The 26,944-nt window shown below is 41.7% G+C and carries 26 protein-coding genes and 2 riboswitches; of the genes, 6 read left to right on the forward strand and 20 right to left on the reverse strand.

The annotated features are described in order from the left end of the window. The first annotated feature begins 76 nt into the window (after nucleotides 1-76). The 4 genes from nagA (at nucleotide 77) to ACXAD1_RS21470 (ending at nucleotide 3,537) form a co-directional block, all read left to right on the forward strand. On the forward strand, nucleotides 77-1,267 hold the full coding sequence (gene nagA, locus ACXAD1_RS21455) for an N-acetylglucosamine-6-phosphate deacetylase (protein ID WP_474910922.1): 1,191 nt from the start codon (nucleotides 77-79) through the stop codon (nucleotides 1,265-1,267). After that, nucleotides 1,264-2,001 carry a glucosamine-6-phosphate deaminase gene (gene nagB, locus ACXAD1_RS21460; RefSeq protein ID WP_206840159.1) on the forward strand — a complete coding sequence of 246 codons (738 nt, stop codon included), beginning with the start codon at nucleotides 1,264-1,266 and terminating at the stop codon, nucleotides 1,999-2,001. The genes nagA and nagB overlap by 4 nt, the downstream gene beginning before the upstream one ends. 29 nt (nucleotides 2,002-2,030) lie before the next feature. Then, on the forward strand, nucleotides 2,031-2,762 hold the full coding sequence (locus ACXAD1_RS21465) for a GntR family transcriptional regulator (protein ID WP_370223828.1): 732 nt from the start codon (nucleotides 2,031-2,033) through the stop codon (nucleotides 2,760-2,762). A gap of 109 nt (nucleotides 2,763-2,871) precedes the next feature. Further along, the gene (locus ACXAD1_RS21470; RefSeq protein WP_206840157.1) at nucleotides 2,872-3,537 is read left to right on the forward strand and encodes an N-acetylmuramoyl-L-alanine amidase; all 666 of its coding nucleotides are present in this window, start codon (nucleotides 2,872-2,874) and stop codon (nucleotides 3,535-3,537) included. Nucleotides 3,538-3,579: 42 nt separating this feature from the next. Here the strand turns inward: ACXAD1_RS21470 and ACXAD1_RS21475 are convergent, their stop codons facing one another. The 9 genes from ACXAD1_RS21475 to ACXAD1_RS21515 form a co-directional block, all read right to left on the reverse strand. After that, on the reverse strand, nucleotides 3,580-3,939 hold the full coding sequence (locus ACXAD1_RS21475) for a phage holin family protein (protein ID WP_048009336.1): 360 nt from the start codon (nucleotides 3,937-3,939) through the stop codon (nucleotides 3,580-3,582). Between the two features lie 3 nt (nucleotides 3,940-3,942). Beyond that, nucleotides 3,943-4,137 (reverse strand): PspC domain-containing protein, encoded by a 195-nt coding sequence (locus ACXAD1_RS21480; protein WP_206840156.1) that lies wholly within the window; start codon nucleotides 4,135-4,137, stop codon nucleotides 3,943-3,945. Between the two features lie 295 nt (nucleotides 4,138-4,432). Next, nucleotides 4,433-5,542 carry a DUF4097 family beta strand repeat-containing protein gene (locus ACXAD1_RS21485; RefSeq protein ID WP_206840155.1) on the reverse strand — a complete coding sequence of 370 codons (1,110 nt, stop codon included), beginning with the start codon at nucleotides 5,540-5,542 and terminating at the stop codon, nucleotides 4,433-4,435. Between the two features lie 24 nt (nucleotides 5,543-5,566). Beyond that, complete coding sequence (locus tag ACXAD1_RS21490) at nucleotides 5,567-5,881, reverse strand: magnetosome magnetite crystal formation protein family (protein ID WP_474910923.1); 315 nt, start codon at nucleotides 5,879-5,881, stop codon at nucleotides 5,567-5,569. A gap of 355 nt (nucleotides 5,882-6,236) precedes the next feature. Then, nucleotides 6,237-6,581: a hypothetical protein gene (locus ACXAD1_RS21495; RefSeq protein ID WP_035329260.1), complete on the reverse strand. Its 345-nt coding sequence runs from the start codon at nucleotides 6,579-6,581 to the stop codon at nucleotides 6,237-6,239. A gap of 292 nt (nucleotides 6,582-6,873) precedes the next feature. Beyond that, nucleotides 6,874-7,638, reverse strand: coding sequence for a DUF459 domain-containing protein (locus ACXAD1_RS21500; protein WP_474910924.1), 765 nt, complete (start codon nucleotides 7,636-7,638; stop codon nucleotides 6,874-6,876). Nucleotides 7,639-7,719: 81 nt separating this feature from the next. After that, nucleotides 7,720-10,596, reverse strand: coding sequence for an excinuclease ABC subunit UvrA (gene uvrA / locus ACXAD1_RS21505; RefSeq protein WP_474910925.1), 2,877 nt, complete (start codon nucleotides 10,594-10,596; stop codon nucleotides 7,720-7,722). A gap of 7 nt (nucleotides 10,597-10,603) precedes the next feature. After that, nucleotides 10,604-12,583 carry an excinuclease ABC subunit UvrB gene (uvrB, locus tag ACXAD1_RS21510; protein ID WP_474910926.1) on the reverse strand — a complete coding sequence of 660 codons (1,980 nt, stop codon included), beginning with the start codon at nucleotides 12,581-12,583 and terminating at the stop codon, nucleotides 10,604-10,606. Between the two features lie 394 nt (nucleotides 12,584-12,977). Next, entirely contained in the window at nucleotides 12,978-13,214 is a 237-nt protein-coding gene (locus ACXAD1_RS21515; protein ID WP_264739583.1) for a CsbA family protein, read from the reverse strand. Between the two features lie 149 nt (nucleotides 13,215-13,363). On the opposite strand from ACXAD1_RS21515, the gene ACXAD1_RS21520 reads away from it, so the two are divergent. Beyond that, nucleotides 13,364-13,639, forward strand: a complete 276-nt coding sequence (locus ACXAD1_RS21520) for an alpha/beta-type small acid-soluble spore protein (RefSeq protein WP_370221501.1) — start codon at nucleotides 13,364-13,366, stop codon at nucleotides 13,637-13,639. Between the two features lie 156 nt (nucleotides 13,640-13,795). Here ACXAD1_RS21520 and ACXAD1_RS21525 read toward each other — a convergent pair whose 3' ends face one another. The 4 genes from ACXAD1_RS21525 to ACXAD1_RS21540 are packed head-to-tail and all read right to left on the reverse strand — an operon-like array spanning nucleotide 13,796 to nucleotide 17,549. Beyond that, nucleotides 13,796-15,004, reverse strand: a complete 1,209-nt coding sequence (locus ACXAD1_RS21525) for a M20 family metallopeptidase (RefSeq protein WP_474910927.1) — start codon at nucleotides 15,002-15,004, stop codon at nucleotides 13,796-13,798. Nucleotides 15,005-15,031: 27 nt separating this feature from the next. Then, nucleotides 15,032-15,859, reverse strand: a complete 828-nt coding sequence (locus ACXAD1_RS21530; RefSeq protein WP_474910928.1) for a MetQ/NlpA family ABC transporter substrate-binding protein — start codon at nucleotides 15,857-15,859, stop codon at nucleotides 15,032-15,034. Between the two features lie 18 nt (nucleotides 15,860-15,877). After that, entirely contained in the window at nucleotides 15,878-16,528 is a 651-nt protein-coding gene (locus ACXAD1_RS21535; RefSeq protein WP_474910929.1) for a methionine ABC transporter permease, read from the reverse strand. Next, on the reverse strand, nucleotides 16,518-17,549 hold the full coding sequence (locus tag ACXAD1_RS21540) for a methionine ABC transporter ATP-binding protein (protein WP_370221505.1): 1,032 nt from the start codon (nucleotides 17,547-17,549) through the stop codon (nucleotides 16,518-16,520). Before ACXAD1_RS21540 ends, ACXAD1_RS21535 begins: the two co-directional genes overlap by 11 nt. Before the next feature lie 158 nt (nucleotides 17,550-17,707). Then, a riboswitch (SAM riboswitch) is annotated at nucleotides 17,708-17,808 on the reverse strand. Between the two features lie 99 nt (nucleotides 17,809-17,907). Next, nucleotides 17,908-18,007, reverse strand: a riboswitch (SAM riboswitch). 252 nt (nucleotides 18,008-18,259) lie between these two features. Between ACXAD1_RS21540 and ACXAD1_RS21545 the strand changes: the two genes are divergently transcribed. Beyond that, nucleotides 18,260-19,675 (forward strand): PAS domain-containing sensor histidine kinase, encoded by a 1,416-nt coding sequence (locus ACXAD1_RS21545; protein ID WP_474910930.1) that lies wholly within the window; start codon nucleotides 18,260-18,262, stop codon nucleotides 19,673-19,675. Nucleotides 19,676-19,707: 32 nt separating this feature from the next. Here the strand turns inward: ACXAD1_RS21545 and ACXAD1_RS21550 are convergent, their stop codons facing one another. The 7 genes from ACXAD1_RS21550 to ACXAD1_RS21580 form a co-directional block, all read right to left on the reverse strand. Then, the gene (locus ACXAD1_RS21550) at nucleotides 19,708-20,463 is read right to left on the reverse strand and encodes an NRDE family protein (RefSeq protein WP_474910931.1); all 756 of its coding nucleotides are present in this window, start codon (nucleotides 20,461-20,463) and stop codon (nucleotides 19,708-19,710) included. 219 nt (nucleotides 20,464-20,682) lie between these two features. Next, complete coding sequence (locus ACXAD1_RS21555; RefSeq protein ID WP_474910932.1) at nucleotides 20,683-21,783, reverse strand: AI-2E family transporter; 1,101 nt, start codon at nucleotides 21,781-21,783, stop codon at nucleotides 20,683-20,685. A gap of 832 nt (nucleotides 21,784-22,615) precedes the next feature. Beyond that, nucleotides 22,616-23,386, reverse strand: coding sequence for a Cof-type HAD-IIB family hydrolase (locus ACXAD1_RS21560; protein WP_474910933.1), 771 nt, complete (start codon nucleotides 23,384-23,386; stop codon nucleotides 22,616-22,618). A 148-nt stretch (nucleotides 23,387-23,534) separates the two neighbouring features. After that, complete coding sequence (locus ACXAD1_RS21565) at nucleotides 23,535-24,482, reverse strand: LacI family DNA-binding transcriptional regulator (RefSeq protein WP_206840439.1); 948 nt, start codon at nucleotides 24,480-24,482, stop codon at nucleotides 23,535-23,537. A gap of 38 nt (nucleotides 24,483-24,520) precedes the next feature. Next, a complete protein-coding gene (locus ACXAD1_RS21570; RefSeq protein ID WP_474910934.1) occupies nucleotides 24,521-24,826 on the reverse strand; it encodes a hypothetical protein in 306 nt (101 codons plus the stop codon). Nucleotides 24,827-25,038: 212 nt separating this feature from the next. Next, complete coding sequence (locus ACXAD1_RS21575) at nucleotides 25,039-25,701, reverse strand: HAD family hydrolase (RefSeq protein ID WP_474910935.1); 663 nt, start codon at nucleotides 25,699-25,701, stop codon at nucleotides 25,039-25,041. A 145-nt stretch (nucleotides 25,702-25,846) separates the two neighbouring features. Continuing rightward, entirely contained in the window at nucleotides 25,847-26,428 is a 582-nt protein-coding gene (locus ACXAD1_RS21580; RefSeq protein WP_474910936.1) for an NUDIX hydrolase, read from the reverse strand. Nucleotides 26,429-26,944: the final 516 nt, after the last annotated feature.

Raw genomic sequence — 26,944 nt, forward strand, 5'->3', positions numbered from 1 at the left:
TATCTCAACTGGTATAGACATCTAAACACAAACCTTTTATAATAAAAGTATCATTCAAACGGAGATGAATTAAAAAATGTGCCGTCTATTACTGAAAAACGCTAGAATTATTCTGGAAAACCGCATGATTGATCAAGGATTTATTTTAATGGAAAATGACCGAATCTTAAAAACTGGAACTTTGGAGGAGCTTCCTGCCGTCGGCCAGGATACAGAAATCATAGAGCTTTCCCCTGAGCATACAATCAGTCCGGGGTTTATTGATGTTCACATTCACGGTGCTGGCGGTGCCGATACAATGGATGCAACATTTGAGGCACTTAACACGATGGCCAGCGTGTTGCCTGAAGAAGGGACTACCAGCTTCCTGGCCACGACGATCACACAGGAAAAGGAAAAAATAGAAGCCGCGCTGGTCAATGCAGCTCACTTTCAAAGAGAACAAAATACTCCTGGCCAGGCAGAAGTTATCGGAATTCACCTGGAGGGCCCGTTTATTAATGAAGCAAGAGGCGGAGCCCAGCCGAAGGATCATATACTTGAGCCTGATATTGAACTTTTTAAGCGATGGCAGGAAGCAGCAAATGGAACTATCAAGCTGATTACACTTGCACCTGAGAAAGCAAATGGCTATGAGTTTATCCGCTACTTAAGTGAAAACGGCGTTGTTCCTTCAATCGGCCATAGCGATGCCATTTTTACAGAAATGGAGAAAGCTGTACAGGCGGGAGCTAAGCAGGTGACTCACCTTTTTAACGGAATGAGAGGCATGCATCACCGTGAACCAGGAGTAGCCGGTGCTTCGCTTTTATTCAAAGAATTAATAGTTGAAATGATTGCTGATGGAATCCATGTCCGGCCTGAGATGATCAAGCTTGCACTGAACGCCAAGGGCCCGGATGGTATGATCCTGATAACGGATTCCATGAGAGCAAAGTGCCTGAAAAATGGCCATTATGATCTTGGCGGACAGGATGTAAAGGTTGAAAATGGCCAGGCACTGCTTGCTGATGGCACACTGGCTGGAAGCATCTTAAAAATGAAAGATTCCATAAAAAACATGATTGATTTTACTGATATTCAGCTGTCTGAAGCTGTCCAGCTTGCGAGCAGCAACCCTGCCAGACAGCTCAATATGTTTGACCGGAAAGGCAGCATTTCGGAAGGCAAGGATGCCGACCTGGTTGTACTTGATGAGAACCTTGAGGTTGCCATGACTTTCTGCAGAGGAGTCAAAGCCTTTGAACGCGAGGTGAAAAGACCTTGAAAATCATTCGAACAGCCGATTATAACGATATGAGCCAAAAAGCGGCCCAGCTGATGATTGAAAAAATTCGGCTGCAGCCAGATATGACATTAGGGCTTGCAACCGGCAGTACACCAAAAGGAGTTTATGCCGAACTGATTAATGATCATCAAAAAAATGGCACTTCTTACGAAAAAATCACGACGATTAATTTGGATGAATATATCGGCCTGCCACCTTCCGACCCTAGCAGCTACAGGCATTTCATGAATAGTGAACTATTTGATCAATTGGACATCCGGCTGGAAAACACGCACCTTCCCAATGGAGCAGCAGAAGATATGTCACAGGAATGCGAACGGTATGAGCAGCTGATTAAGGAACTGGTCGATATTGACCTGCAGCTGCTGGGAATTGGACGCAATGGACATATCGGCTTCAACGAACCGGGAACGTCTTTTCACAGCCGTACCCATGTCGTGGACCTGGCGGAAAGCACTCGAAAGGCTAACGCACGGTTCTTCAATTCTATTGAAGATGTTCCAGCTCAAGCGATAACTATGGGAATCGCTTCGATTCTTGATAGCCGGGAAATCCTCCTGCTCGCTTCAGGTTCAGCCAAGGCAGAAGCTATCAGGCAGCTGATTTATGCTGAACCTGATGAACAATTTCCTGCATCAGCTTTGAAGCTGCATGCGAATGTGACAATCATAGCCGATGAAGAGGCACTCAGTCTTGTCAGTAAGGATCGGTAAGCACTACTAATAGTGATAGGAGAATTCCCATGATCGATAAGCAATCACCCATCCCGATATATCACCAATTGGAAGAGTATATTAAACAATTAATAGAAAACGGCATATTAAAGCCTGATGAAGCAATCCCTTCAGAGCGCGAGTATTCTGAGCAATATCAGATTAGCCGCATGACAGTCAGACAGGCATTAAACAACCTCGTCAACGATGGTTATCTTTACAGGCAAAAAGGACGCGGAACTTTCGTCAATAAGCAGAAGGTCGAACAAAAGCTTCAGGGATTGACCAGCTTTACGGAAGATATGAAAGAACGCGGCATGATGCCGAGCAGCCGTCTCATTTCATTTGAAATCATCCCGGCCGAGCCGCAGCTGGCGAGAAAGCTTGATATAAAAGAAAACACACCTGTTTATGAAATAAAACGGGTGCGTATGGCAGATAATCTCCCAATGGCGCTGGAAACCACCTGTCTGCCTGCAAATCTCGTAAAAGGGCTTACGGAAGAAATAATCAACAAGTCACTTTACCAGCATATTGAAGAAAAATTGTCCCTGACCATCAGTGAAGCCACCCAGCAAATTGAAGCCTCTATCGCTAAGGAAACCGAAGTAAACCACCTTCAGGTCGAACCTGGGTCGCCTGTATTGCTTATTGTCCGAACTTCCTTTTTAGAGGACGGCACGCCTTTTGAGCTTGTCAAATCAGCATACCGCGCAGACCGCTACAAATTCGTTCATACGATGCAGCGCGCTGCAAAATAGGAGAAAGCCCATCAGGGTTTTCTCCTATTTTCATTTTATCATGTCCTTTTGGAAGGTTTGTCCATATTATATACATGAGAATATTTTATTATATGAAAGGAGCGATCAGATGAAAATCATACTGGATGCCGGCCATGGATACAGCACCTCCGGCAAGCAAAGCCCTGACGGAATGAAGGAATATGAATTTAACCGTGCTGTTGCGGACCTGACAAAGGAGATGCTGGGGAAGTATCAAAACACAGAAGTTATCTTTGCCCATTCCGATGAACGGGACGTGCCGCTTGCCGAAAGGACCGCGCTGGCAAATAAACAAAACGCGGACTGCTATGTGTCCATCCATGCTAATGCTTACGGAACAGGCGGATGGAACAGTGCAGGCGGAATCGAAACATATGTCTACCCTTCTAAGCCTCGGGAAGCACTCGCATTAGCCCAAAAGATACAGCGAAACTTAATCAGTTCTACAGGCTTGCGGGACCGGGGAGTCAAAACAGCTGATTTCCAGGTTCTTCGCGAGACAAAAATGACTGCTGTACTTGTGGAATGCGGGTTTATGACCAATAAAGAAGAAGCTTCCCTTCTCCGCACCCCTCTCTATCGGAAACGCTGTGCACAAGCTATTGTAAAAGCCATCGCCGAACAATATGACTTAAGAAAGAATGATAAACTCAAACAATATAAAGTTCAAGTGGCATTTTCAGAAAAGCAGCTTGCCGAGAAACTTGCCGGGAATCTGCAGAAGGACGGTTTTAATGCCACCATCATTGAATAGCCAAAAGCCAGCATCATCACGGATGCTGGCTTTTTAACGCATTTACTTTTCCCTCGCCGGTTCAAGGATCGCTTTTTGAATGATCAGATTAACAATTGACATGATCACAGACACAAGAATCGCTGTGCCAAACCCGGCAATTTCAAATGAATCCCCCATAAAGCCATCTGTAATCATTAACGTAACAGCATTGATGACGAACAAAAACAGACCAAGCGTTAAAACAGTGACTGGCAGAGTTAATATAATCAGGATTGGTTTCACGAGAATGTTCAGGATGGAAAGCATGAAGCTGGCACCAACTGCAGCCCCGAATCCGGACAAGTAAAACGAATCCTTAAAAAATCCGGCGATCGCTACAAATAAGACCGCATTAATCAAAATTCCCAGAATCCATCTCATTTCCTACAGCACCTCTTCATTCGGAAGCACGAAAACAAGCAGAGCATAAATGAGTGTCATTGGGAAAACACCTGTTGTGAATAATAAAACAATGAAAATCACCCTGAGTATAGTAGGATCTATACCGATCGATTTTGATAAGCCGCCTAATACACCCGCTAATTTCCGGTTGCCACGGGAACGAACCAATTTATTCATTAAGAAACCCTCCTATCAAGAAAAGCGGAAGGCGCCCGCTTAATGAAGGCACGCAGACTAAAAACGCCACATCCTGTGGCAACGTCTGCATGACCCACATCCTGTGGGCCTCAAGCATAAGACGAGCCGGCTGAAAGGTTGTTCTTTAACCTTTTGGCCGGATTGGCTTAGACCCGAGAGCCGATGGCGCCTGGAGCTAGACAGTTATCTAACTTCAAAATTTATACATTCTTATCTATCAGGAAAAGCGGAAGCGCCTTGCCCACCCCGGACAAGCACAAGACTTAGTTAGACTTTACCAGGCAGTTGACCGTTTGATCGTGATCGCACCTGTTTTTGAGTCAGCCCTCAGCTTAAGTCCGCTGCCGCTTTCTTTTACAGACTTGAAGCGCAGCATTTTCTGAATCACTTCGCTCTTTTCTTCTATTACTTCAATACCCTCAATATCAGGATGGAAACTGCCCAGATTGGTGCGAAGCTCTCCGCTTACAGCTGCGAAATCCGGAACAAACAGGTCAATGCTGCCCGTCGCTGCCTTCGCTTCGATCCATTCACAGCGTTCATTTTCTGCCCTGCATGTTACATTGCCATTAAAAGATTGGAGTTCGGCTTTTTTGAAGTCTCCTTCAGCTAGAATTGCACCATTTAACGTTTCGGCTTCTACATGATCGATGCGGCTTTTTTGAATGGTAATCTGCCCGTTGGCTGTTTCAGCCTCAACATTTTTACTGTTTAAATCACTAACCGTAATCTTTCCATTGGCTGTTTTCGCTTTAAAGTTTTCCACTGTTAAGTTTTGACTTTCAACCGGGCCATTAAACATGCGGATTTTCACATTTTCATATTCAGATTTTGGAATATAGATAACCGCTTCAAGCTTCATCCACTTTTGCTGAGTGGAAAACCTCAGCCTTTGCCCTTCAATGGCAAAAATAACATCCTTCAGGAAATTTCTGCGTGCTTCATCCTGATTATCCACACGATAGACCTTTGCTCTGCATTCAACGCGGACATCACTTTGCTCCCATGGAATCACCTTAACTGTCCCATTGGCAACATCAATGTCCAGATCTTTTAAGTATGCGTCTGCATGCTGAAATATATGAGAGATCTCAACACTTTTCCCAAAATTAAAATCAAGATCCAAATCCTTCACTTTTTTAAATGCTGAATCTACAAAATCAATGATTTTTTCCTTGGCACTTTGATGCTTTGAGCTGTATGGCTCACCCTTTTTAGCTTCTTCAAACTTAACTTCAGCAGATAGCTCCTTAATTAAATCCTCCTGCTTTTGTTCCATCGTCTGATTTGTTTTTTCAAGCTGCTCCAATAGAGTTAATGCTTCGTCAACAGTAAGCTTTCCATCCTCGACCATTTTCAAAATACGTTTGCGTTCCTCTTTCATTCTTTGGCCCTCCTCTATTATTTTCTATTCTTGTATCAGGACTTTTACCCCTTTAATGATATTCCAGATTAGTACAATTAATAGCAGAATAATTGTGATGCCGACAACTGCAAGAAAAAATACCGGGATTTCCTGATCATTTACTGTGAATTGGGTCACAGCAGCAAAAACAATAAACGGAACAGGAACCAGCGGAATCAAATGTGATAAGAATGCACTCTTGGCATGCCGCTTCACTTCCGTGTCCTCTGATGCAAAAAATACAATGAGCGGAAAAATAAATCCTGCGAACATAATGCTAAAATAGCTTAAAGCAGACAGAACTTTTCTTGTTTCCATTGTTTTCAGCTCCTTTATCGCAGTCTAACGGGCAGTAAGACCCCCACTTCAAGACTAAGAGAAACCCAATGGAGGATAAGCGGGGGGTCAAACTGCCCGTAAAGGCCCGATTGGTTCAACTAACAATCAGCGGGGGATAATAAAACCCCACTGATTGAAGTTTCACTTTATCTGTCATACGGAAATGGAGCGCTAAAAGTTTCAGCCTCTTCTTCATTATAGAAAATCAAAGGAGTATTTTCCTCCATATTTCTAAAAATACATCTGCAGGCTGAGGGGTTCCATAGCCTCGAGTCGCATAGCTTCTTCTATAATAAAAACCGCCTTTCTTGAAAGACGGTTTTATGGTTGTGTCCTATTTATAGGCTGCTGCCAGGTCAGTGCGAGGCGCTTCCTTCTTTTTCACTTCGTCAATTTTATTGACAAACATTTGGAATACTTTTCGTTTTTCATCCAAATCACGTATGTATTCTTTCAATTCATTATACTTTTCTTCAAAAGGCTTATGATACATTTCACGGATATTATCAATAATCTCTTCGTTCACAGTAGACTGGATAACCTGCTTAGTAATTCCATATTTGTAGGAATAAACTTTAAGCTCTTTTTTTACATCCTCATATTCATTATTAATCTGATCCAAAACCTCAGAAATATCTTCTTTCCATTCTTCCAGAGACTTGGCTAAATAATCCTCCATAATGACCTCCCCTTCTGTTTCCAGGCAATAGCTTCCCTTATATAGGAGTATAACGCTGCTTGGTTACACCGATTTTGCTGGAAGATTACATTGTGTTATCAATTAAATGAAGGAAATATTGTCTGTTGAAGTGGAGGTGTTGATTTCCGCTGCAGGCACTCGCTTTCCGCGGGAGTCTCGCACCTTCCGCTCCAATCAACACACAAAAATATCATATTAGCGTTATCACAGCATATAAGAAAACAAAGTCTTGGCAGAAGCGCTTTTTATAAGAATGTAAAAAGCCAAGAACCTAAAATGAGTAATTATCTATAATTTTATCCGCAATCATCTCATATCCCTTTCCGTTCGGATGAAGGGAATCAGCAAAGTACTGTTTCTTATTTTTCCCCTTGAACAGTTCATTGGTAGAAATAAAGGTAATATTTTTATCTTCTGCAGCTTTTATTCTTATGGATTCGTTCCAATGGTCAATATATTTTTCAATCCGGTCGCCGTCCGGATAGGGATTGTATAGCCCGAGCAGGATAACAGGTGCATCACTGTTGGCGGTTTCCAGTGTTTCCAAAATTCCATTCAGTTTATCTTCATATATGTCTTTAGCTTCAACAAGATTTTCGTGATGGAGCGGATATAAATCTCCGCCGTTGCTTTTCAGCAAATCGTTTGTTCCAATATATACGATAAACATATCTGCATTTTTGATATCCTGTGCCACCCTCGGTTTGAGCATTTGCTGGAGGACATCAGAAGATTTATAGCCATACACTCCATGATTTGTTATTGTATAATTATTTTCCGGATATGTCCGATCCAGTTTGCTCTGCAGCCTGCCAATGTACCCCTCTTCCGTTTCATCTCCATACCCGTAGGTAAGCGAATCACCAAAAGCTACAATCGCTTGACTGCTTTCAGCCTTTTTTTCTTCTCCAAAAAATGTAATGGATAGATAGATGCCGATCCCAAGCAAAATTAGGCCTGCTAAAAGGTAGATTTTATTTTTCATAGTGTATGTTCCTTTCTTGGTTGAGATTAGTGAAGGTTGCTGCAGACGCATGTTCTATACCCCTCATTCTGGAAAATTAATCTCTCTTCCATAAAAAAGAAACAGTACCAAAACGGCACTGCTTCTTCCTAATTAAGCGTTTGTCACGCCTTCTTTTTCTTCAATTTGCTTTTTCATTCTCAGGCGGTCTCTTTCGAGGATTGGTTTGAGATACTTACCTGTATAAGATTCTGGAACTTCGGCAATTTTTTCAGGTGTACCTGCTGCCAGGATGGTCCCGCCCTTATCTCCGCCTTCTGGTCCAAGGTCAACGATATAGTCAGCTGCCTTGATAACATCAAGATTATGCTCAATAACCAGTACCGTGTCACCATTTTCAACAAGACGCTGAAGGACCACGAGCAGTCGTGAGATATCATCAACATGAAGGCCTGTTGTCGGTTCGTCAAGAATGTACAGCGAGCGGCCCGTTGAACGGCGGTGCAATTCGGAAGCAAGCTTGACACGCTGCGCTTCTCCGCCGGACAATGTTGTCGCAGGCTGCCCCAAAGTGATGTAGCCCAGGCCAACATCATAAATCGTCTGCAGCTTGCGGCGGATTTTAGGAATATTCTCGAAAAACTCCAGTGCATCTTCCACTGTCATATTGAGAATCTCTGAAATATTCTTCCCTTTGTACTTTACTTCAAGCGTTTCCCTGTTATAGCGTTTGCCATGACAGACTTCACATGGCACATACACATCAGGCAGGAAGTGCATTTCAATCTTGATGATCCCATCACCGCGGCATGCTTCACATCGTCCGCCTTTTACATTGAAGCTGAAGCGTCCCTTTTTGTAGCCGCGAACCTTTGCTTCATTGGTTGAAGCAAACACATCACGAATATCATCAAACACTCCGGTATATGTTGCCGGGTTGGAACGTGGTGTCCGTCCGATTGGAGATTGGTCGATATCAATGACTTTATCCAGGTGATCAATACCTTTAATTTCTTTATGCTCACCAGGCTTCGCTTTAGCTCTATGGAGCTTTTGAGCAAGCCCTTTATGAAGAATTTCATTGATTAATGTACTTTTTCCTGAACCTGAAACGCCAGTAACGGAAATAAAAGTGCCTAGGGGAAACTTAACGTTCACATTTTTAAGATTGTTTTCTTTAGCCCCTTTAATTTCGATAAAGCGTCCGTCATTCTTGCGGCGCTCAATTGGAAGAGGAATGAATTTCATTCCTGACAAATATTGCCCTGTCAGTGAGTTTGGATCATCCATTACCTCCTGAGGCGTACCCGCAGAAACGATTTGCCCGCCATGAACTCCTGCCCCCGGGCCGACATCAATTAGATAATCTGCTGCTACCATCGTATCTTCATCGTGTTCTACCACGATCAGGGTGTTGCCGATATCCCGCATATTTTTCAGTGTATCTATTAAACGGTCATTATCACGCTGATGGAGACCAATCGAAGGCTCGTCCAGAATGTAGAGTACACCTGTCAGGCGCGAACCGATTTGGGTGGCTAGGCGAATACGCTGTGCTTCACCGCCTGACAAGGTCCCCGCTGCCCGGCTTAATGTCAGGTAATCCAGCCCGACATTGATGAGGAAGCCTAACCTTTCCTTAATCTCACGGAAAATGAGATTGGCAATCTTCATTTCTTTTTCAGACAGTGTCAGATTTTCAAAGAAGCTGAATGCTTCCTCAATCGAATATTCTGTTACATGGCCGATATGCTTTCCGGATACAAGCACTGCAAGAGTTTCCGGCTTCAGACGGTAGCCTTTACAGGAAGGACATGGATGTTGGGCCATGTATTTTTCCATTTGCTCCCGGATATAATCAGAGCTTGTTTCTTTATAGCGGCGCTCCACATTTCGGATGACACCTTCAAAATGGATATAATTCTCCCTCACCTGGCCAAAATCGTTTTCATAACGGAAATAAATGCTGTCCTTAGAGGATCCGTATAAAACTTTATCAAGCAGGTGTTCAGGAATATCCTTAACCGGCACGTCCATATCAATTCCATAATGATTGCAGACCGCCTCCAGCAGCTGAGGATAATATTGAGAGCTGGTCGATTCCCATGGCGCAATGGCATTTTGCTTTAACGAAAGGTCCTTATTGGGAATTACCAGGTCAATATCTACCTCCAGCTTTGAGCCCAATCCGTCACATTCCGTACAGGCACCAAACGGACTATTAAAAGAGAACATTCTCGGCTCAAGTTCGCCGATTGAAAATCCGCATTGAGGGCAGGCATGGTTCTCGCTGAACAGCAGTTCTTCTTCCCCGATTACATCCACCAGCACCTTGCCATTGCCCAGATTCAAAGCAGTTTCCAATGAATCTGCCAGCCTTGGTGCTACGCCTTCTTTTACCACAATTCGGTCGATTATTACTTCAATAGAATGCTTTTTGTTTTTTTCCAGCTCAATCTCATCACCGAGATCCATTATTTCTCCGTCGACACGGACACGGACAAAACCCTGCTTTTTGACATCCTCAAATACTTTTACATGTGTCCCTTTTCGGCCGGATACGAGCGGAGCCATAACCTGGAGCTTTGTTCTTTCAGGATACTCCATAATCCGGTCAACCATTTGTTCAATGGTCTGTGAAGAGATTTCAATATTGTGATTCGGACAGGTGGGATGCCCCACCCGTGCAAATAATAATCGCAGATAGTCATAAATTTCGGTCACCGTTCCCACTGTGGAACGAGGATTTCTGCTTGTCGTCTTTTGGTCAATTGATATGGCAGGAGAGAGTCCTTCGATCGCATCCACGTCAGGCTTATCCATCTGGCCGAGGAATTGCCGGGCATAAGCAGATAATGATTCCACATAGCGGCGCTGCCCTTCTGCATAAATCGTATCAAATGCCAGAGAGGACTTTCCTGAACCTGAAAGTCCTGTCAGGACGACAAGCTTATCTCTCGGAATGGTGACATCTATATTTTTCAGATTATGGGCTCTGGCACCCTTTACAATCAGTTTATCCATCGCCATTTTTACGTCATCCTTCCGCTTTCAGCTCTAATATTAAATCACGAAGCTCGGCAGCCCTTTCGAAATTCAGGGATTTGGCCGCTTCCTTCATTTCTTTTTCCATATCGCCAATCAGCTTCTCGCGCTCTTTCTTGTTCAGCTTGCCGAGTTTTGCTGATGTCTGGTATTCTTCCTGCTCTTCTGCCGCATGGGTTGCACGGATTGAATCCCGTATATCCTTCTGTATAGTCATTGGCGTGATGCCATGCTTCTCATTGTACTCTTCCTGAATGGAACGGCGGCGCTTTGTTTCACTGATGGCTTTTTCCATGCTGTCAGTGATCCGGTCTGCATACATAATGACATGGCCATTCGCATTACGCGCTGCACGACCAATCGTCTGGATGAGTGAACGTTCTGACCGGAGGAACCCTTCCTTATCAGCATCAAGTATGGTAACGAGAGATACTTCAGGTATATCAAGCCCCTCCCTCAGAAGATTGATGCCGACTAACACATCATACTTGCCAAGGCGGAGCTCGCGGATGATTTCAATCCTCTCGAGCGTTTTCACCTCTGAGTGCAGATACTGCACTTTAATGCCGATTTCTTTTAAGTAGTCTGTCAAGTCCTCAGACATTTTCTTTGTTAATGTAGTGACAAGCACACGTTCATTTTTCTGAATGCGATCCTGGATTTCACCGATGAGGTCATCAATTTGACCTTCGATTGGACGGACATCAATAGTGGGATCAAGCAAACCGGTTGGGCGGATAATCTGCTCAATCATTTCCGGTGTATGCTCAAGCTCGTAAGGGCCGGGTGTTGCCGAAACAAAGACAGCCTGTTTCACATGCTTCTCGAACTCGGTAAACGTAAGCGGCCTGTTATCCATGGCTGAAGGCAAACGGAAACCATGGTCCACAAGCACCGATTTTCTTGCCTGGTCACCATTGAACATACCGCGGATTTGCGGCAGAGTTACGTGTGACTCATCAATCACAATTAGAAAGTCTTCCGGAAAATAATCCAGAAGGGTATACGGTGTTGAACCAGGCGGCCTTAATGTTAGGTGGCGGGAGTAGTTTTCAATACCGGAACAAAAACCCATCTCCCTCATCATCTCAAGGTCATAGCGGGTCCGCTGCTCCAGGCGCTGGGCTTCAAGAAGCTTATCGTTTTCTCTTAATTCAGCAAGGCGCACTTCCAGTTCTTTTTCAATGTTCTGGATGGCGACCCGCATTTTTTCTTCACGCGTTACGAAGTGGGATGCCGGGAAGATCGCAACATGCTCACGTTCACCCATAATTTCTCCGGTGAGGGCATCTACTTCACGGATCCGGTCTATCTCATCCCCGAAAAACTCTACACGGATACAATGCTCATCCCTTGATGCCGGGAAAATCTCAACTACATCCCCGCGAACACGGAAGGTGCCGCGCTGGAAGTCGATATCATTGCGCTCATACTGAATGTCAACGAGCCTGTGAAGAAGCTGGTTCCTCTCAATCTCCATGCCGGTTCTGAGGGATAGCACCATTTCACTGTATTCTTCAGGAGAACCCAAACCATATATACAAGACACACTGGCAATAATAATGACATCTTTGCGCTCAAATAATGAAGAAGTCGCCGAGTGGCGGAGCTTATCAATTTCATCATTAATGCTTGCATCTTTTTCAATAAAGGTATCTGTAGAAGGCACATATGCCTCCGGCTGATAGTAGTCATAATAGCTGACAAAATACTCAACAGCATTGTTTGGAAAAAAGTCCTTGAATTCACTGTATAACTGCCCAGCAAGTGTCTTATTATGGGCAATGACAAGCGTCGGCTTGTTAACCTCTTGTATAACATTTGAAACCGTGAAGGTTTTTCCCGTTCCTGTTGCACCCAAAAGCGTCTGGTGCTTCTTGCCGGAATTAATTCCCTCCACAATTTTTTTGATTGCCCCAGGCTGGTCGCCTTGAGGGGAATATTTTGAGACTAATTCAAATTGATCCTTCACCTATAAGCCTCCCGTTCAAATTACTTTTATCTATATATTAATCACAAACCAGCATTGTAAGAATTAAAGATCCGGGATGCATGGCTGATTTGTCAGTTTTTTACTCAATACTCATATCACCATTCTACCACAAAGAGCCTAAAACAAACCAACAATATGCGAACGGATATTCGTTTTTTTGTTTTTACAGGGAAAATATTGCTTGGGAAATATGCCGAATTATCGAGGGGGGTGTCGAAGCAAGGTTAATCAAACGTTTGATTAACGGGGTGTAATCCAATCAATCGTTTGATTGATATTGATGAATAGCTGATGCTACGCAAGCATAAATTCAGATGAAAATTCATTAAACAAAAAACCTGTCGATACGTTTGATCGACAGGTTCCGCAAGAATTATTCCGCACTTAGCTTTGTTTTGGGCTTCAGTTTTTGAGCGTACCAAAACCCGACAGTCAATGAAAGTGCGTCTATAACAATTAAGGCAAATGAATTTGTATAGCCTTTATAGACAGAAGCAGCAATCAGTCCCACCGTTAATACAAGCCCAATCACACGATTATAGCTTACTCTCGTAAAGAGCAATACCAGCAGGCCAGGCAGCAGCAGAGCTGACAAGTATTTTAATGCCAAACAAAACACCTTCTTTTGTTTATTCACAATGATTCAGGGTTTCTAACATTAGAATATCTTCTCATAAGAAGATGTACAAGTTTTTTCAGTGTTATTCCCTATGTTCTTTCACATAATAAGAAAAAGTACTTATTATGGAGGAATGTATCATGGCAAGAAGAAAAAGACGCCCGCTTGTGCCGGAATCAAGAGCGGCATTAGACCAGCTGAAAAATCAGGTAATGGCAAACCAGGGATACCATGTTGACAATGAAAACCCTGATGGCGTGAAATATGAAATTGCCGAGGAGGCCGGTGTGCCATTGAAGCCGGGCTATAACGGCCGTCTTACATCCAAACAGGCAGGAACAGTGGGCGGGAAGATTGGCGGAAGTATGGTGAAGGAGCTTATTCGGATGGCACAGGAACGGATGAAGGAACAGTAGGTAATCGTGAACTTTAGGAAAAGAAAGATGAAATCGAGGGACGAGCAATCAATTGGAGGAGAAAATTCAGCATTTTGAGGCCGAACAACACTCCAATTTGAGGAAAAGACTCACTAAAGTAAGGAAAAGCTATCCCGCAAAGGATAGCTTTTGTTCTTATTCAGCAGCTTTCCGTTCTAGAAATTCCTGTTTAATGGATATAAGCAGCTTCGGATCCGTTACCAGCTGGAAGGCAGTCAGTGCCAGCCCTTTTGCTCCGGTTATCAGAGCTTCGTCGCCTTTTGCAGATGCTGCAGCCTCACGAAACGGAACTGTATGGGCAACAAGATCATCCGCACCAATTTTAATATAAGGATGAATGGTTGGCACCACTTGGCTGATGTTGCCTGCATCCGTTGAGCCGATTCCATCTCTGTCCCCTTCCACGACCGTTTCATCCAAGTCTTCAATCACTTCTTTAAACACCTGGTCATATGTCTTGTTTAACAGCAGGTTATCGACTTCGTTTTGAAAAGCTATGACATTCAGCTTGGCTCCGGTTGCCAATGCCGCTCCTTCTGCGACTGCTTTAACCTTCCTTGTTACCTCATTAAGACTGGTTCTGGTTGAAGCACGGATGAAGAATCTGGCTTTTGCATACTCAGGGATAATATTTGGAGCATCTCCGCCATGAGTAATAATGCCATGGATTCGCACATCATCCTTTAATTGCTGACGAAGGGCATTAATTCCGTTAAACAGCTGAATAACGGCATCAAGGGCATTGATTCCTTCCTCCGGTGAAGCTGCCGCATGGGCAGGCTTTCCGATAAACTCGAAGTCAAGCGGATCAACTGCCAGTGATGAACTGGTCAGGCGGGTATGGTTTGATGGATGAACCATCAGGGCAGCGTCAATGCCTTCAAGCAAGCCATGCTTCACAAAGCTTCCTTTTGCACTTCCATTTGGACCGCCTTCTTCTGCCGGGGTTCCAAATACTACTGCTTCCCCACCGGTCTCATCAATGACCTTGCTCAATGCAATGGCTGCTGCCACACTTGTCGTACCTATGATATTGTGACCGCACCCATGACCCAGCCCGGGAAGGGCATCATATTCTGCAAGGAATGCAATGGACGGCCCCGGTCTATCGGATTTCTTCCGGGCGAGGAAAGCTGTTTCATGCCCGGCCACTGCCCGCTCTACTTCAAATCCTTCCTTCTCAAGGATGCCTGAAAGCAAGCCAGAGGCAAAAAATTCCTCATTCCCTATTTCCGGGTTTGCATGGATCTGGTGGCTTGCGGAAAGATAAAGTTCTTTATTATCCTCAACATTTTTCTTGATTGCATCTTTTAGTTCAGATAGTGCTTTTACAGGTGCCGCCATCATTGTTCCTCCTTTATAAATAATTTTTTACCAGCCAATTTCACTTAAAGGTATGAAAGTCGGGATCATGCTTCCGTCATATTCTTTCGTGATGAAATCAGCTACATCATCTTCCTGGTAAAGTTCTGCAATTCTCTTAAGCGTTTTGTTATCTTTATCTTCTGTTCTGACAGCAATGATATTTACATACGGAGTAGCGGTTTCGCTTTCAATAAAAACTGAATCCTTAGTTGGGTTAAAGCCTGCATCTACAGCAATTCCGTTATTGATTACAGAAGCAGAGACATCTGGAAGTGCACGCGGCGTCTGTGCTGATACCATTTCTACAAATTCAAGGTTCTTCGGATTTTCAACGACTTTATTCAAGTCCAGGTTTCCGTCATAGTCCTCGGATAATTTAATCAAGCCGGCTTCCTCCAGTAAAAGAAGGGCTCTTCCTCCATTTGAAGCATCATTTGGAATGGCAATTTTGCCGCCTTCCGGAATGTCTTCCACCGATTTTACTTTTTCAGAATAAAGGCCCATTGGTGCTAATACAGTTGTCGCAATTGGTGTAAGATCCATATTATGCTCTTTAATAAAAGTATCAAAATAAGCGACTGTCTGGAATGCATTTACATCAAGATCACCTTCTGCAAGGGCAACGTTTGGCTGTACATAGTCAGAGAATGTTACAACCTCAATTTCAATGCCTTCCTTTTCAGCCTTTTCTGCAATAAAGTCCCAGATGCGTGTATCAGATCCGCTGACACCTAATTTAATTTTCTTTGTTTCTTCTCCGCCAGTTGTGCTTGAGCATGCTGCAGTGAACACAGCCAATGCTAAAATAATGAATGATAAAAATAGTTTTTTCATGATGTGTTTCCTCCTCATTTATCTTCTTCTGATTTTTTTGGATATGATATTTCCGAATGACTGCAGGCCTTGAACCATGACCACTAAGATTGCAACGGTAATCAGCATGACGGTTGTATCGAATCGCTGATAGCCATATGTAATGGCAAGGTCACCAAGGCCGCCGCCTCCGACCGCCCCGGCCATGGCTGATGCTCCGACCAGACCGATTGTCGCAATTGTAAAGCCTAATACCAGCGAACTGAGCGCTTCAGGAATCAGGAACTTTATAATGATCTGGCCAGGTGTCGCTCCCATTGCTTCTGCAGCTTCAATGACTCCCGGATCAACCTCAAGCAATGAATTTTCTATTAACCTCGCAATATAGGGTCCTGCATAAAAGACGAGCGGCACTACTGCTGCAGCAGTTCCAATCGATGTCCCGACAATCATCCGGGTGATTGGGATGATGGCTACCATTAAAATGATGAAGGGGACTGATCTGAAAATATTAATAATGCTGTTTATGATGTTAAAAACAACGGTGTTTTCCAGCAGATGCCCTTTCCTTGTCACGACAAGCAATATGCCAAGCGGCAGTCCGATAAGAGCTGAAAACAGCAATGAGAATGCCACCATTTGGATCGTTTCAATTAAGGCTTCGATGATTTTTTCCTGATTAACTAGCACGTGTTGTCACTTCCTTTATAGAAACTTTTTCCTGGCTGATGTACTGAATAGCACGTCTGATTTCACTGTCCGGACCCTGGAATTCGACAATCAGGTTGCCAAACGGTGTTCCCTGAAGTTCAGTAATATTTCCAAACAGGACGTTAAAGTCGATATTAAACTTTTTGGCAACCTGCGAAAGGAGCGGCTGCCCGGCAGAATTTCCAACAAAGTTGATTCTAAATACCTTTTGAAGACCTTGCTGTCTTTCGATCACTTCTTTAATGGAGTCAGGTATTTGATCATTCATAACCGTGCTGACAAAGTTTTTCGCTGTTTGTGTTTTTGGTGATGAAAAGACATTAAAGACGGTTCCTTCTTCGATAATTTTTCCTGCCTCAATAACAGCGACACGATCACAAATCTCTCTGATTACAGACATTTCATGGGTAATGATCAGAATGGTAATATTGTATTCTTTATTTATTTTTTTCAGCAGCTGCAGGATCGAGCTGGTTGTCTGAGGATCCAGTGCTGAAGTCGCTTCATCACATAACAGAATGGAAGGCTGGGTCGCCAGTGCCCTGGCAATTCCGATCCGCTGCTTTTGTCCGCCTGACAGCTGATCGGGATAGCTGTTCGCCTTGTCGGCGAGCCCCACGAATTCCAATAGTTCATGAACACGCTTTTTGATTTCATCTTTAGGGACCTTAGCCAGTGTGAGCGGCATTGCAACATTGGCAAACACTGTTTTCGAATTTAATAGGTTAAAATGCTGAAAGACCATCCCGATGTTTCTTTTCACTTCGCGAATTTCCCTTACAGATAAAGCCGTCAGATCATGTCCGCTGACAATGACCTTTCCTGAAGTCGGTTTCTCCAGCCAATTGACACAGCGGATCAAAGAACTCTTTCCCGCACCGCTGAAGCCGATCACACCGAAAATCTCACCCTTGTTAATCTTTAAGTCTATTCCGTTTAAAGCAGCTACCTGCTGTCCTCCGCTTTCATAGACTTTCTTTAAATTCTGAAACTCTATCATTCAGCATCTCCCCTTTGATGGTGACAGGTATTTATACCACTTTAATGAATTGGTATAGGTACCTGTCACTTTTTATTCACTAACTATTCCTATGCGAAAACTAAGAATTATATCCTGAAATTTACCCCTTCCATCAGAAGAGGTTTTTTGAAGGCCCCTCCTTATCTTTCAGGCTTTCGCCTGCTGGATTTGGCACAGTGCAGTCTGCCTGCTGCCGAAGCTTCATTGGGCCAGGTCCCTCTGCTTCTCTCGATAAGAATTATTCATATGTTTATGAATAGAATCTCGCTGCATTTTTCCGGTAAAATAAAAACCCTCTTCTAAAGAAAGAAGAGGGCAGCATTTATCAATGGTCCTCTTCTTATCTTTCAAGCTAAGCTTGCTGGATTTGGCACGGTACACTTTTGTCCGCTGCCGAGGTGTCATAGGGCCAGTCCCTCAACCTCTCTGGATAAGAAGATTTTTATTATTTGGTTGTTTAATATGTTTATTACTTTACCACCATAAAGAAAAGGATGTCAATATAAAATTTTAAAATTTTTTAATTGAATTAACCTTCTGGTCCCTGGCACGCTGTATTAGCTCTGCAATAATACAAAGTTTTTGCTTGCGGCTCTACTAAAAAATGATAGTTAAATCCTATGTGTCTAAGCCAATAACTCATGTATAATAATGGAAAAGTGCCATTTTTCAAAAAGGAGGGACAGAAAATGATCATGACCGAGAATCCTGCAGATTTATTCGCGGACAAGGTGGAAGCAAGGAATCTGCAGCTGGCCATTCAGCATTCCAGCGATGTGATTGCAAGAGTGACAAAAGAAGGCATTGCTTTATATGTCTCCCCTTCCTGTTTGCCGATGCTGGGGTATTCGCAGCAAGACTTTTATCGAAGCAGCCTTTATACATACTGCCATCCAAATGACCGGGACCTTTTAAGAGATGCACTGGCCGAGCTCGAACAGCTTCCGCATAAACGGGAGACCTTTCGCTTCAGGCATAAGGAGGGGCATTATCTGTGGCTTGAAGCCAATTTTTCAGTCATTAATGACGATAAAGAAATGATGTGCATCATCCGGGATATGACACAAAGAATTATCATGGAAGAGGAGATTCTGGAAACACAGGAGAAGTACCGCTTTCTGGTGGAGTACTCCAAGGATACGATAGGAATGGTGACACAAAAAGGGATTTGGACCTACATCAATAATGAAGGAAAGAAACTTTTTGGATTCACGAGCATCAAAGAGATGATCGGCACCTCCCTCCACGACTACACTCCTCCTTCAGAACATTCTACCCTCGATGATTTTCTGCAAACAAAGCTAAGTGTAAATTTTGAGCTTAATCTGATCCGGACTGACGGACAAATGAGAAAAGCCGAAGTCCAGCTGATTCCAACCACATTCAAGAACAGAAAGGTCTACCAAATCATTATTAAAGATGTGACTGGACAAAAGAAGACGGAAGAAAAGCTGCAGAATGCCGAAAAACTTTCGGTTGTCGGTCAGCTTGCCGCAGGCATTGCCCATGAAATCCGCAACCCGCTTACAGCCATAAAAGGCTTTACACAGTTATTATATGAAGATCATAAAGGAGATTTCGCGGAGGTCATCCTAAGTGAGCTGGAGCGGATTGAAGGCATCGTCAATGACCTGCTCGTTCTCGCCAAACCCCAAATAACCGAAATGGAAGAAACCTGCCTGACAAATGTTGTAAAAAGTGTGATCACCCTCTTAAACAGCCAGGCAGTTATGGAGAATATCATGATCGAACTAACACAGTCACCCGGCGAGTTTTATGTGAAATGTGAAAAAGATAAAATTAAACAGGTGCTGATTAACATCATTAAGAACTCAATTGAAGCCATGCCGGTGGGCGGAAAAATAAACGTGGATATCCGCCGGGAGGACCATTCTGTCATCATCAGTGTCGAGGATGAAGGAATTGGCATACCCGAAGAACGCCTCGCCAAACTGGGAGAGCCGTTTTACAGCACAAAAGAAAAAGGTACAGGCCTTGGCATTATGATCTGCAAAAAAATCATTAAAAACCATGGCGGTAACCTATACATCCACAGCAGGGAAAATGAAGGAACAACGGTCCGGATTACTTTGCCGCTAGCCTGAATGAAAGAAGCCAGATGCCTGAACTGGCTTCTTTAATTTTGGATGATAAACTCCTGGTCCTGCGGGCTATCCCCAAAATGTACCCTCTCTCTGTAATAGATCTCACTCTCTGACATCATCATCACTGTTGAACTCCTGGTTCCGTAGCCTTCACTGTTGATAAATAAAGGGGACAGAATCCGCTCCCACTCAAGTGAAACTCCTGTTTTCGGAAGCATGTCATCAGGGGCAGGGTCTGCATTCTGGAGAAGTGTCAGCAGGCCTTCTGTGAAATTCCCGGATGCATGATCTATTATTTTAGATAAACCCTCCTTCCCCTTTTCCACCTTCGGCCACCCGGTATTCAGCACATGATTGCTGACCCCGTACACTCCTGCTTCAAGCTGCTCTATTCTATCTTCCACGTTCGAATAATAAAAGAGCTCCTCCAAATTGCCTGCAAGAAGATTGTAGCCGGGATAGCTGCTGCGATGTTCAGATGCTATTTTCATAAAATCAGCAGGCGAAGCACTGCCTTTCAAGAAATCTGCCACCAGATCTCCTCTTGACCTCTTGCCATCTCTCACTTCGTTCGGATCGCGGTAATTTGTAAGAGCTGCAAATCTTCCATTCTTAGTGACACCCATCCACGTCCCCATTTTGCTTAAATCGCGTCCAGCCAGAATAGCGGGATGGTCCTCCCAAAAATGGGCAGGTGCAGTCGGGCGCTCAAAAAATTCATCGCGATTAGCAGCAACGATAAGCTTGTATACGGGATGAACTTTGTATGCGAAAAGGATTAAACACATTTGGATCACTGCTTTCGTTTTATTTTAACTTGTAAAAAGCCCGCTTTAACTGTGTGAGATGTTAGATAAATTATAATACATGTTAGATAACATAGTGATCATGGTAGATAAATCTTATAACATGCTGGATAAACCCAACAGGTTGTAACATATTGATGAATTATGTTAGATAAATCCAGCAATAAAAAAAGCCCCTTCTCTTAAAAGGAGCTACTCAATTTAAGTTACCGCTTCGTCATTCGCTGTCTTCCTCGCCCTTAAAAATCTAACTGTATTCAAAACAATCGTTTTGGTCACAGCATAAGTAGGTATTGCCAGAATCATACCGAGGATGCCGGCAAGATTGCCTGCAACCAGCAATAGGATGATGATGGTGGCTGGATGTGTGTTTAAGGTTTTTCCGAGAATTAGCGGCGACAGCACATTCCCTTCTATCTGCTGGGCAATCACAATGACCACGACAACCAGGAATGCTTTAGTCGGTGAGTCAAAAAGTGCAACGATAACAGCAGGTGCACCACCAAGAAACGGTCCGACATAAGGAATGATATTAGTTATGGACACAATAAGCGCCATGACAAGTGCATATGGCAGGTCAATGATTAAATAGCCGATAAACGATAGTGTTCCCACAAACAAGGCCACTGTAATTTGTCCTTGAATGTAAGAAGAAAGTGTTTCTCCTGTTTCTTTAAGTGTTTTAACTCCCTCTTCCCTGTATGAAGCAGGCAGAAATTTGGAAACAGCTGCCGGGAACTTATCGCCATCCTTGAACATATAAAACAGCAGGAATGGCACCGTTACAATTGTGATCGCAATATTGGTGACCAGGCTGACAATTCCTGCTACCCCCTGCGTAACGCGGCTTGGCAGGGTATTGGCATATTCCATAATGCGGGCTTCAATTTCTTCAAGCGATACGTAGTCCTGCGTCAAAAACCATTTAAACTCTTCGGTGTTTGACATTGAATTAACAAAGTCTCTTGTCGTTTTCGCATATCCCGGCAGGTCGTTGAATAATTCAGTCACCTGTCTGCTGATTAGCGGAGCGATGTTGCCAATAACGAGCATCACCAACCCAATAACTGCTGCATAAATGATCAAGATCGCTGCCGTCCTGGGCACCTTATAGCGCTGCAGCAATCTTACCAGCGGGTTCAGCAAGAAATACAGGAATCCCGATATAATGATTGGAAAGAACAAGGTAGATACAAATATGCCCACCGGTTCAAACAGAAATGAGATTTTTGTTGATACATAAATGATGGTTAAGATAAGCAGCAATTGCAAAGTCCAGTACTGCAGTTTTTTCTTTGCCACAATGTCACCTTTTTCTTTGAATGGATTAACTAAAGAATATCATATTCGTGTGTTTACTCCTAAGAAGATGCTACTTCTACTACGAATTGGGATTGAAAAGGTTTCGAAAAAAATTCATCCATATAATTTAAAAATGACACCCCACAAATTAGATACATTCACTCATAAATATCTCATTTTTTGGTTTCAATCCATCTGACCAAGGGTATAAAGAACTACAAATTCCAACTTTCCTCACTTAAAAGCCAGGAGTGAACAGACACATGAGTACAATAGACATTTTCAAGAAGGAACTTCTATTACTGACAGGCGAAATGGATCGTTGTAAGAATGTAAAGATAAAAAAGCAAATTTTTAATGATATACTTCTCATCCAGAATGCAGTCCAGAACTTACTTTAAGCTGCTCATAAATTAGTATCCACTGCTTTCCTTCCTCACTTGAAGAACAAAAAACCAGCATCCATTGGCTGAAATACTGGTTTAGAAGTTATTTTCATGCTTACATGAAATTTTTCATAATCTTTCGGAATGGAACCTTGTAATATCAATGTGTAATTTTCCCTTTTTACATAATAATTCCCCGGAATGACCTGGAAAAAATCATCAATTTTTCATAAACTTCCGGAAAAAATATTTTCCCATTTTTAGGACACATTAAATTAAATATAAAATATGTAAGACCATTTACTTCTTGTAACACAATCGCGCCCGATTGCTGAAAATGCTTATTGAAGAAAAGCACCTGTTCACTTAAGCGAAACCCTTCACAATCTCCTGTTGATAAAAAACTAATTGCGTGAAAAATTTACTAATTTTTTTGTCTTTCTCTTTTATATTAAGGACATGCTCTTAAGAGCATTGTAAATTCCATGCTCATTGCAGCTATCTGTGATTAAATCGGCTTTCCCTTTAACTTCAGTTGCAGCATTTCCCATTGCAACCCCCATTCCTGAAAGTTCCATTAGTTCAATATCGTTCAATCCATCTCCAAAAAAGATGATATCTTCCCGCTTAAATCCATTTTCTTCGGCGATTTTTAAAATGGTTTTTGCTTTAGATCCTTCTTTAGGGATGACATCTAAACCAAATTTGTGCCAACTCACATATCTGAATTCTTTAATTGCGTATTTTTGAAGATCCTCTGGCTTGCAGAAAAGCATAGCCTGAATAATTTGATTTTGTTTCCAATACATTTCATCAAAATCAGGGATTCTCCATCCCAGGCTTTTGTAAGCTTTTGTTAACGACTCTCCGGGTTCTTTAAAATGCCTTTTTAATCCGTTCGATGTTTGGAACACAACCTGATCATTGTTTTCCGTTGCAATTTCAATTAGTTTCTTAATAGATTCCTTTGACAACATTACCTCATGCCTTAATTCATGTCGGACATACCCGATTGATCCATTACATAAAACATATGTATCAATTTCAAGCTCGTCAACAATGGATTTTGCTGAAACGTAGTCCCTTCCTGTCGCAATGCAGATGTAATGCCCTTTTTCTTTAAGAGCAACCAAAGCTTGTTTTGTACTGTCGAGAAACTTCATCTCTGTCGTTAATAATGTCCCATCAATGTCAAAGACAATAAATTTTTCACTCATTTTCTTTCTCCACATCCTGCTGATATTTTATATTCCACACCAAAGGCACATAGGCGGGGCCTTACATCTGGATATTGTCGTTTTGTACCGATAGAAAAAGTAAAGTGCCCAGTTTGTCTCGCATGGTCCTTCCCATTTGAAACACACATTAAACAGAATCTCTCTCCACAATGCGATAAGGTATTTTTACTTTTTCTCTAGATTTATTTATCACTAGGCTACAAGCTTGTTCACCGATTTTCATTAGCTGATGATCCACTGTAGTAATCCCCATACCCATACCAATTGGCTGATTTTCTTGACCAATGATTGCTAAATCAGCAGGGGTTTTCAATTGTTTTGACTTAGCATATAAGTAAATTCCACCAGCCACTTCATCTCCATTCGCATAGATAGCTGTTGGCCTTTCCAGTAAATGCAGGAATTTCTCTGCTGCTTCATAGCCGTCTTCTAAGCAAAGACAACCTGAAATGTGATATTTAGGTTGAAGTTCACCAAAAATCTCATTATAAGCATCAATCATTTGCTTCGTGCTATTGCTTTCCAGCCTGGCGGTTGTGAAAGCTACCGCATTATGCCCTTTGTTTTTTAACATTTGAAAGGCATCTAGATAAGAAGAATAACGGTCCATATAGGAACATCCAATTTCCTTGTGATGCGTATATTCACACGAAACGATAGAACCATAATCGCTATACGGAATGATCGTTTCCCAATCATTTGCTCTTGAAGCGATAATGATGCCATCATACAGCTTGCTTTTTAATTTTTGTAAATACTTCACTTCTTTTTCTTTACTATAAATGGAAGGAAGTACGGTAATTGAAAAATCATTCTCTAATGCTTTGTTCAATATACCGTTTAAAATCTGATCAAATGCTGGATTGTTGTTATATGGGAGAATAACGCCTATTGTTCTTGTTTCACCTCGGATTAAATCAATTGCATTTTTATTTGGTGTATAGTTCATTTCTTCAATTACTCTAAGAACAGACTCTCTTTTCTCTCTAGCAACATGCTTATAATTGTTAAGTACTCTGGAAACAGTAGAGACGGATACACCTGCTAATCTTGCAATGTCCTTAATATTTGTCATCATCACATACCTCCCCCATATATCGGGAATTAAGAAACCTACACATTTACATTCAATCTCTGAAAAGCTTTTATAAAGTAAAGAAGATTTCCATAGTATGCCCATCTTACAACAATTCTGCGTTCTCCTACAATGAGTGCAGTATGTTCAATATCTCTCATTTCTCCATTAAACCAGTATGATTTTTCCACATTTATTAGTTTAGTGCTTACTATATATAATCTTTTATTGGTTAAAAACAAATCTCCATAGTAGATATTTTGTACTCCATCAAAGATTTCCAATAATCCTGTAAGAGTAGATAGTACATGTTCATCTTCCTGAAGGTTAATTTTTTTATACATCTTTCTTCTCCCTTCGTTGAAAATCAGCTTAATTTCAATCTAATTTATGAAAAGCATTTCAAGTCAAGAGAAAAAATTAAACTAAATTCTAAAACACCTACGAAAAAGCAGACAACAAACCTGTTTCGTTAGAGTAAAAGAAAAAGCCACCTGGAATGGCAGCTGGATCTAAAAGTAAAGCACCCGTTCGTTTAACTAGACTTAATAACTTGTTATCTTAAATTTTCTATGATTAAAGGTAATTCTCCCAAATCATCTACAATAAAGTCTGCTTCAACATCGTTCCATTGAAAATCCTTTTTCCAAATTCCTTTCATTCCTACATTTTGAGCAGCTTTTATATCATTGTCTGGATGGTCGCCAACAAATAAACTTTCATTAGATGTAACATTAAGTTGGTCCAATGCTCGCATAAATATTTGAGGATCAGGTTTTTTTATACCTTCCCATTCAGATATTAAAATAATATCAAAATACTCTTCAATTCCCATAGCCTTAATGTTATCCATCTGAAATTGCCCTTTTCCATTGGTAATCAACCCTAAAACAAAGTTGTTGGTACGCAATTCATCTAACATACTATTGAGATTTGGGAAAGAGATGCAATTATTCTTAAATTGACTTAAGTAATCTTGAAGTAAATCCTCCCAAGTTATATCAGTAATCCCAAATTCATTGACTAGTTGTTGATACACTTTATCTTTCCAAACATATCCACGATCATCTAATTCAATAAACCTTCTTACGAAATTCTCTTTAGGTATATGTCCCACCAATTTATTTAGTCTGTCGTATTGCGTCTCTATAAACATTTTCACTGATTCATCTCTATTTAACAAAGTTCCGTCTAAATCGAATATAACAGCTTTAATCATTTCTAACCCCCACACTCCCCGATAAAGGTTCTTTAATTCTTCTCATTTGCCATTCCAGACTCCTTCTTCAACTAATGCTGCCCCTTTAGTGGAAAAAGAAAATGAGCACTCGTAGAACTCTTGTTAACCGCCAGCAACCATTTATTTAATAAGAATTTTTAATATAGGATTTCATTAGTTCTGTTTCTTCCTTTAATAACTTTGATAGGAAGATTAATTGGGGAAAAGGCTCTAATACTAAATTGTGATCGATGTCTGCTTGTAGGATAGAAATTCCATTTAGTTTATGATAGTCGTTTAATGTTATGGCATCATTACAAATAAGATCAATACTTGCTGGAGTTAGTAACAATAACCCCTTTGTTTCGGAAGAAGGAATAGGTTTTGTTAATGCATATGAAAGATACATCACCGTATAGGAGGCTTCTCCACTCCCTTTAATTAGAATTGGAGAAAATGGTTCATTTACTTTTACTCTAGCTGGCTCGTCATTCCATTCTTTAAGATAAAATGTATTCTTAGGATTAAAAGGAATGATGTTTACCTTAGCCTCTTCGAAAGCTTCCCGTTTTGCCGTGGCTAGTGCTGTTTCATTACCTTCTCTGTGTCCTCCTAATCTAACCACCCCAAGTTTATCTTCATCTTTTGTTGGACCTACCTGAAATATAAAAAACCCTTTATACAATACATAAGCACCCGATGTCCTTACATCTTTTAAAATATCCATTTTGTAAACTCTCCTAATAATTCGATAGCTATATTCATTCTGATTATTTATCCTAACAAAAAAGCTGCAGATTGAAGTAACCCTGTTTACTTTTAAATCCCTAATCGCATTAATTAAATCCACTAAAACAATTGTAATTTTATAATAAAATATTCTGTAAGAATCAAAGGAATTCCTGTGCTTTGGAAATTGCCTCTTCATCTAACCTGCCCCGTTAGTTTAAGTGAAATGCTTCACAATCACTTTTTCATTTCTAAGTGATCTTCTCTAATCTGGCCTGATTTTTTAAGAAATCCATGTTATTGTATAATGCCTATTCTCTATAGTTAATCTATTAATACAACGATAAATAATTACGTCAGTCCTTGGTTTACTTATAGAAATAACTTAACCATCCAACCAATTCTATATAAAAATAGAGAAACGACTAAATCGTTTCTCTAATAATTACTCAGTTAGACTTTTTTTCTTTTATTGATTTACCATTCCGTAGGATTATGAAAATTCATTCTGGAA

The sequence above is a fragment of the Cytobacillus sp. ABV4_503 genome, from assembly GCF_056158445.1.

What these genes read in the sequence shown, in the direction of transcription:
- nagA (WP_474910922.1), top strand. Translation starts at nt 77, where the DNA reads ATGTGCCGTCTATTACTGAAAAACGCTAGAATTATTCTGGAAAACCGC.
- ACXAD1_RS21465 (WP_370223828.1), top strand. Translation starts at nt 2,031, where the DNA reads ATGATCGATAAGCAATCACCCATCCCGATATATCACCAATTGGAAGAG.
- ACXAD1_RS21470 (WP_206840157.1), top strand. Translation starts at nt 2,872, where the DNA reads ATGAAAATCATACTGGATGCCGGCCATGGATACAGCACCTCCGGCAAG.
- ACXAD1_RS21475 (WP_048009336.1), bottom strand. Translation starts at nt 3,939, where the DNA reads ATGAGATGGATTCTGGGAATTTTGATTAATGCGGTCTTATTTGTAGCG.
- ACXAD1_RS21480 (WP_206840156.1), bottom strand. Translation starts at nt 4,137, where the DNA reads ATGAATAAATTGGTTCGTTCCCGTGGCAACCGGAAATTAGCGGGTGTA.
- ACXAD1_RS21485 (WP_206840155.1), bottom strand. Translation starts at nt 5,542, where the DNA reads ATGAAAGAGGAACGCAAACGTATTTTGAAAATGGTCGAGGATGGAAAG.
- ACXAD1_RS21490 (WP_474910923.1), bottom strand. Translation starts at nt 5,881, where the DNA reads ATGGAAACAAGAAAAGTTCTGTCTGCTTTAAGCTATTTTAGCATTATG.
- ACXAD1_RS21495 (WP_035329260.1), bottom strand. Translation starts at nt 6,581, where the DNA reads ATGGAGGATTATTTAGCCAAGTCTCTGGAAGAATGGAAAGAAGATATT.
- ACXAD1_RS21500 (WP_474910924.1), bottom strand. Translation starts at nt 7,638, where the DNA reads ATGCGTCTGCAGCAACCTTCACTAATCTCAACCAAGAAAGGAACATAC.
- uvrA (WP_474910925.1), bottom strand. Translation starts at nt 10,596, where the DNA reads ATGGCGATGGATAAACTGATTGTAAAGGGTGCCAGAGCCCATAATCTG.
- ACXAD1_RS21520 (WP_370221501.1), top strand. Translation starts at nt 13,364, where the DNA reads ATGGCAAGAAGAAAAAGACGCCCGCTTGTGCCGGAATCAAGAGCGGCA.
- ACXAD1_RS21525 (WP_474910927.1), bottom strand. Translation starts at nt 15,004, where the DNA reads ATGGCGGCACCTGTAAAAGCACTATCTGAACTAAAAGATGCAATCAAG.
- ACXAD1_RS21530 (WP_474910928.1), bottom strand. Translation starts at nt 15,859, where the DNA reads ATGAAAAAACTATTTTTATCATTCATTATTTTAGCATTGGCTGTGTTC.
- ACXAD1_RS21540 (WP_370221505.1), bottom strand. Translation starts at nt 17,549, where the DNA reads ATGATAGAGTTTCAGAATTTAAAGAAAGTCTATGAAAGCGGAGGACAG.
- ACXAD1_RS21545 (WP_474910930.1), top strand. Translation starts at nt 18,260, where the DNA reads ATGATCATGACCGAGAATCCTGCAGATTTATTCGCGGACAAGGTGGAA.
- ACXAD1_RS21550 (WP_474910931.1), bottom strand. Translation starts at nt 20,463, where the DNA reads ATGTGTTTAATCCTTTTCGCATACAAAGTTCATCCCGTATACAAGCTT.
- ACXAD1_RS21560 (WP_474910933.1), bottom strand. Translation starts at nt 23,386, where the DNA reads ATGAGTGAAAAATTTATTGTCTTTGACATTGATGGGACATTATTAACG.
- ACXAD1_RS21565 (WP_206840439.1), bottom strand. Translation starts at nt 24,482, where the DNA reads ATGACAAATATTAAGGACATTGCAAGATTAGCAGGTGTATCCGTCTCT.
- ACXAD1_RS21570 (WP_474910934.1), bottom strand. Translation starts at nt 24,826, where the DNA reads ATGTATAAAAAAATTAACCTTCAGGAAGATGAACATGTACTATCTACT.
- ACXAD1_RS21575 (WP_474910935.1), bottom strand. Translation starts at nt 25,701, where the DNA reads ATGATTAAAGCTGTTATATTCGATTTAGACGGAACTTTGTTAAATAGA.
- ACXAD1_RS21580 (WP_474910936.1), bottom strand. Translation starts at nt 26,428, where the DNA reads ATGGATATTTTAAAAGATGTAAGGACATCGGGTGCTTATGTATTGTAT.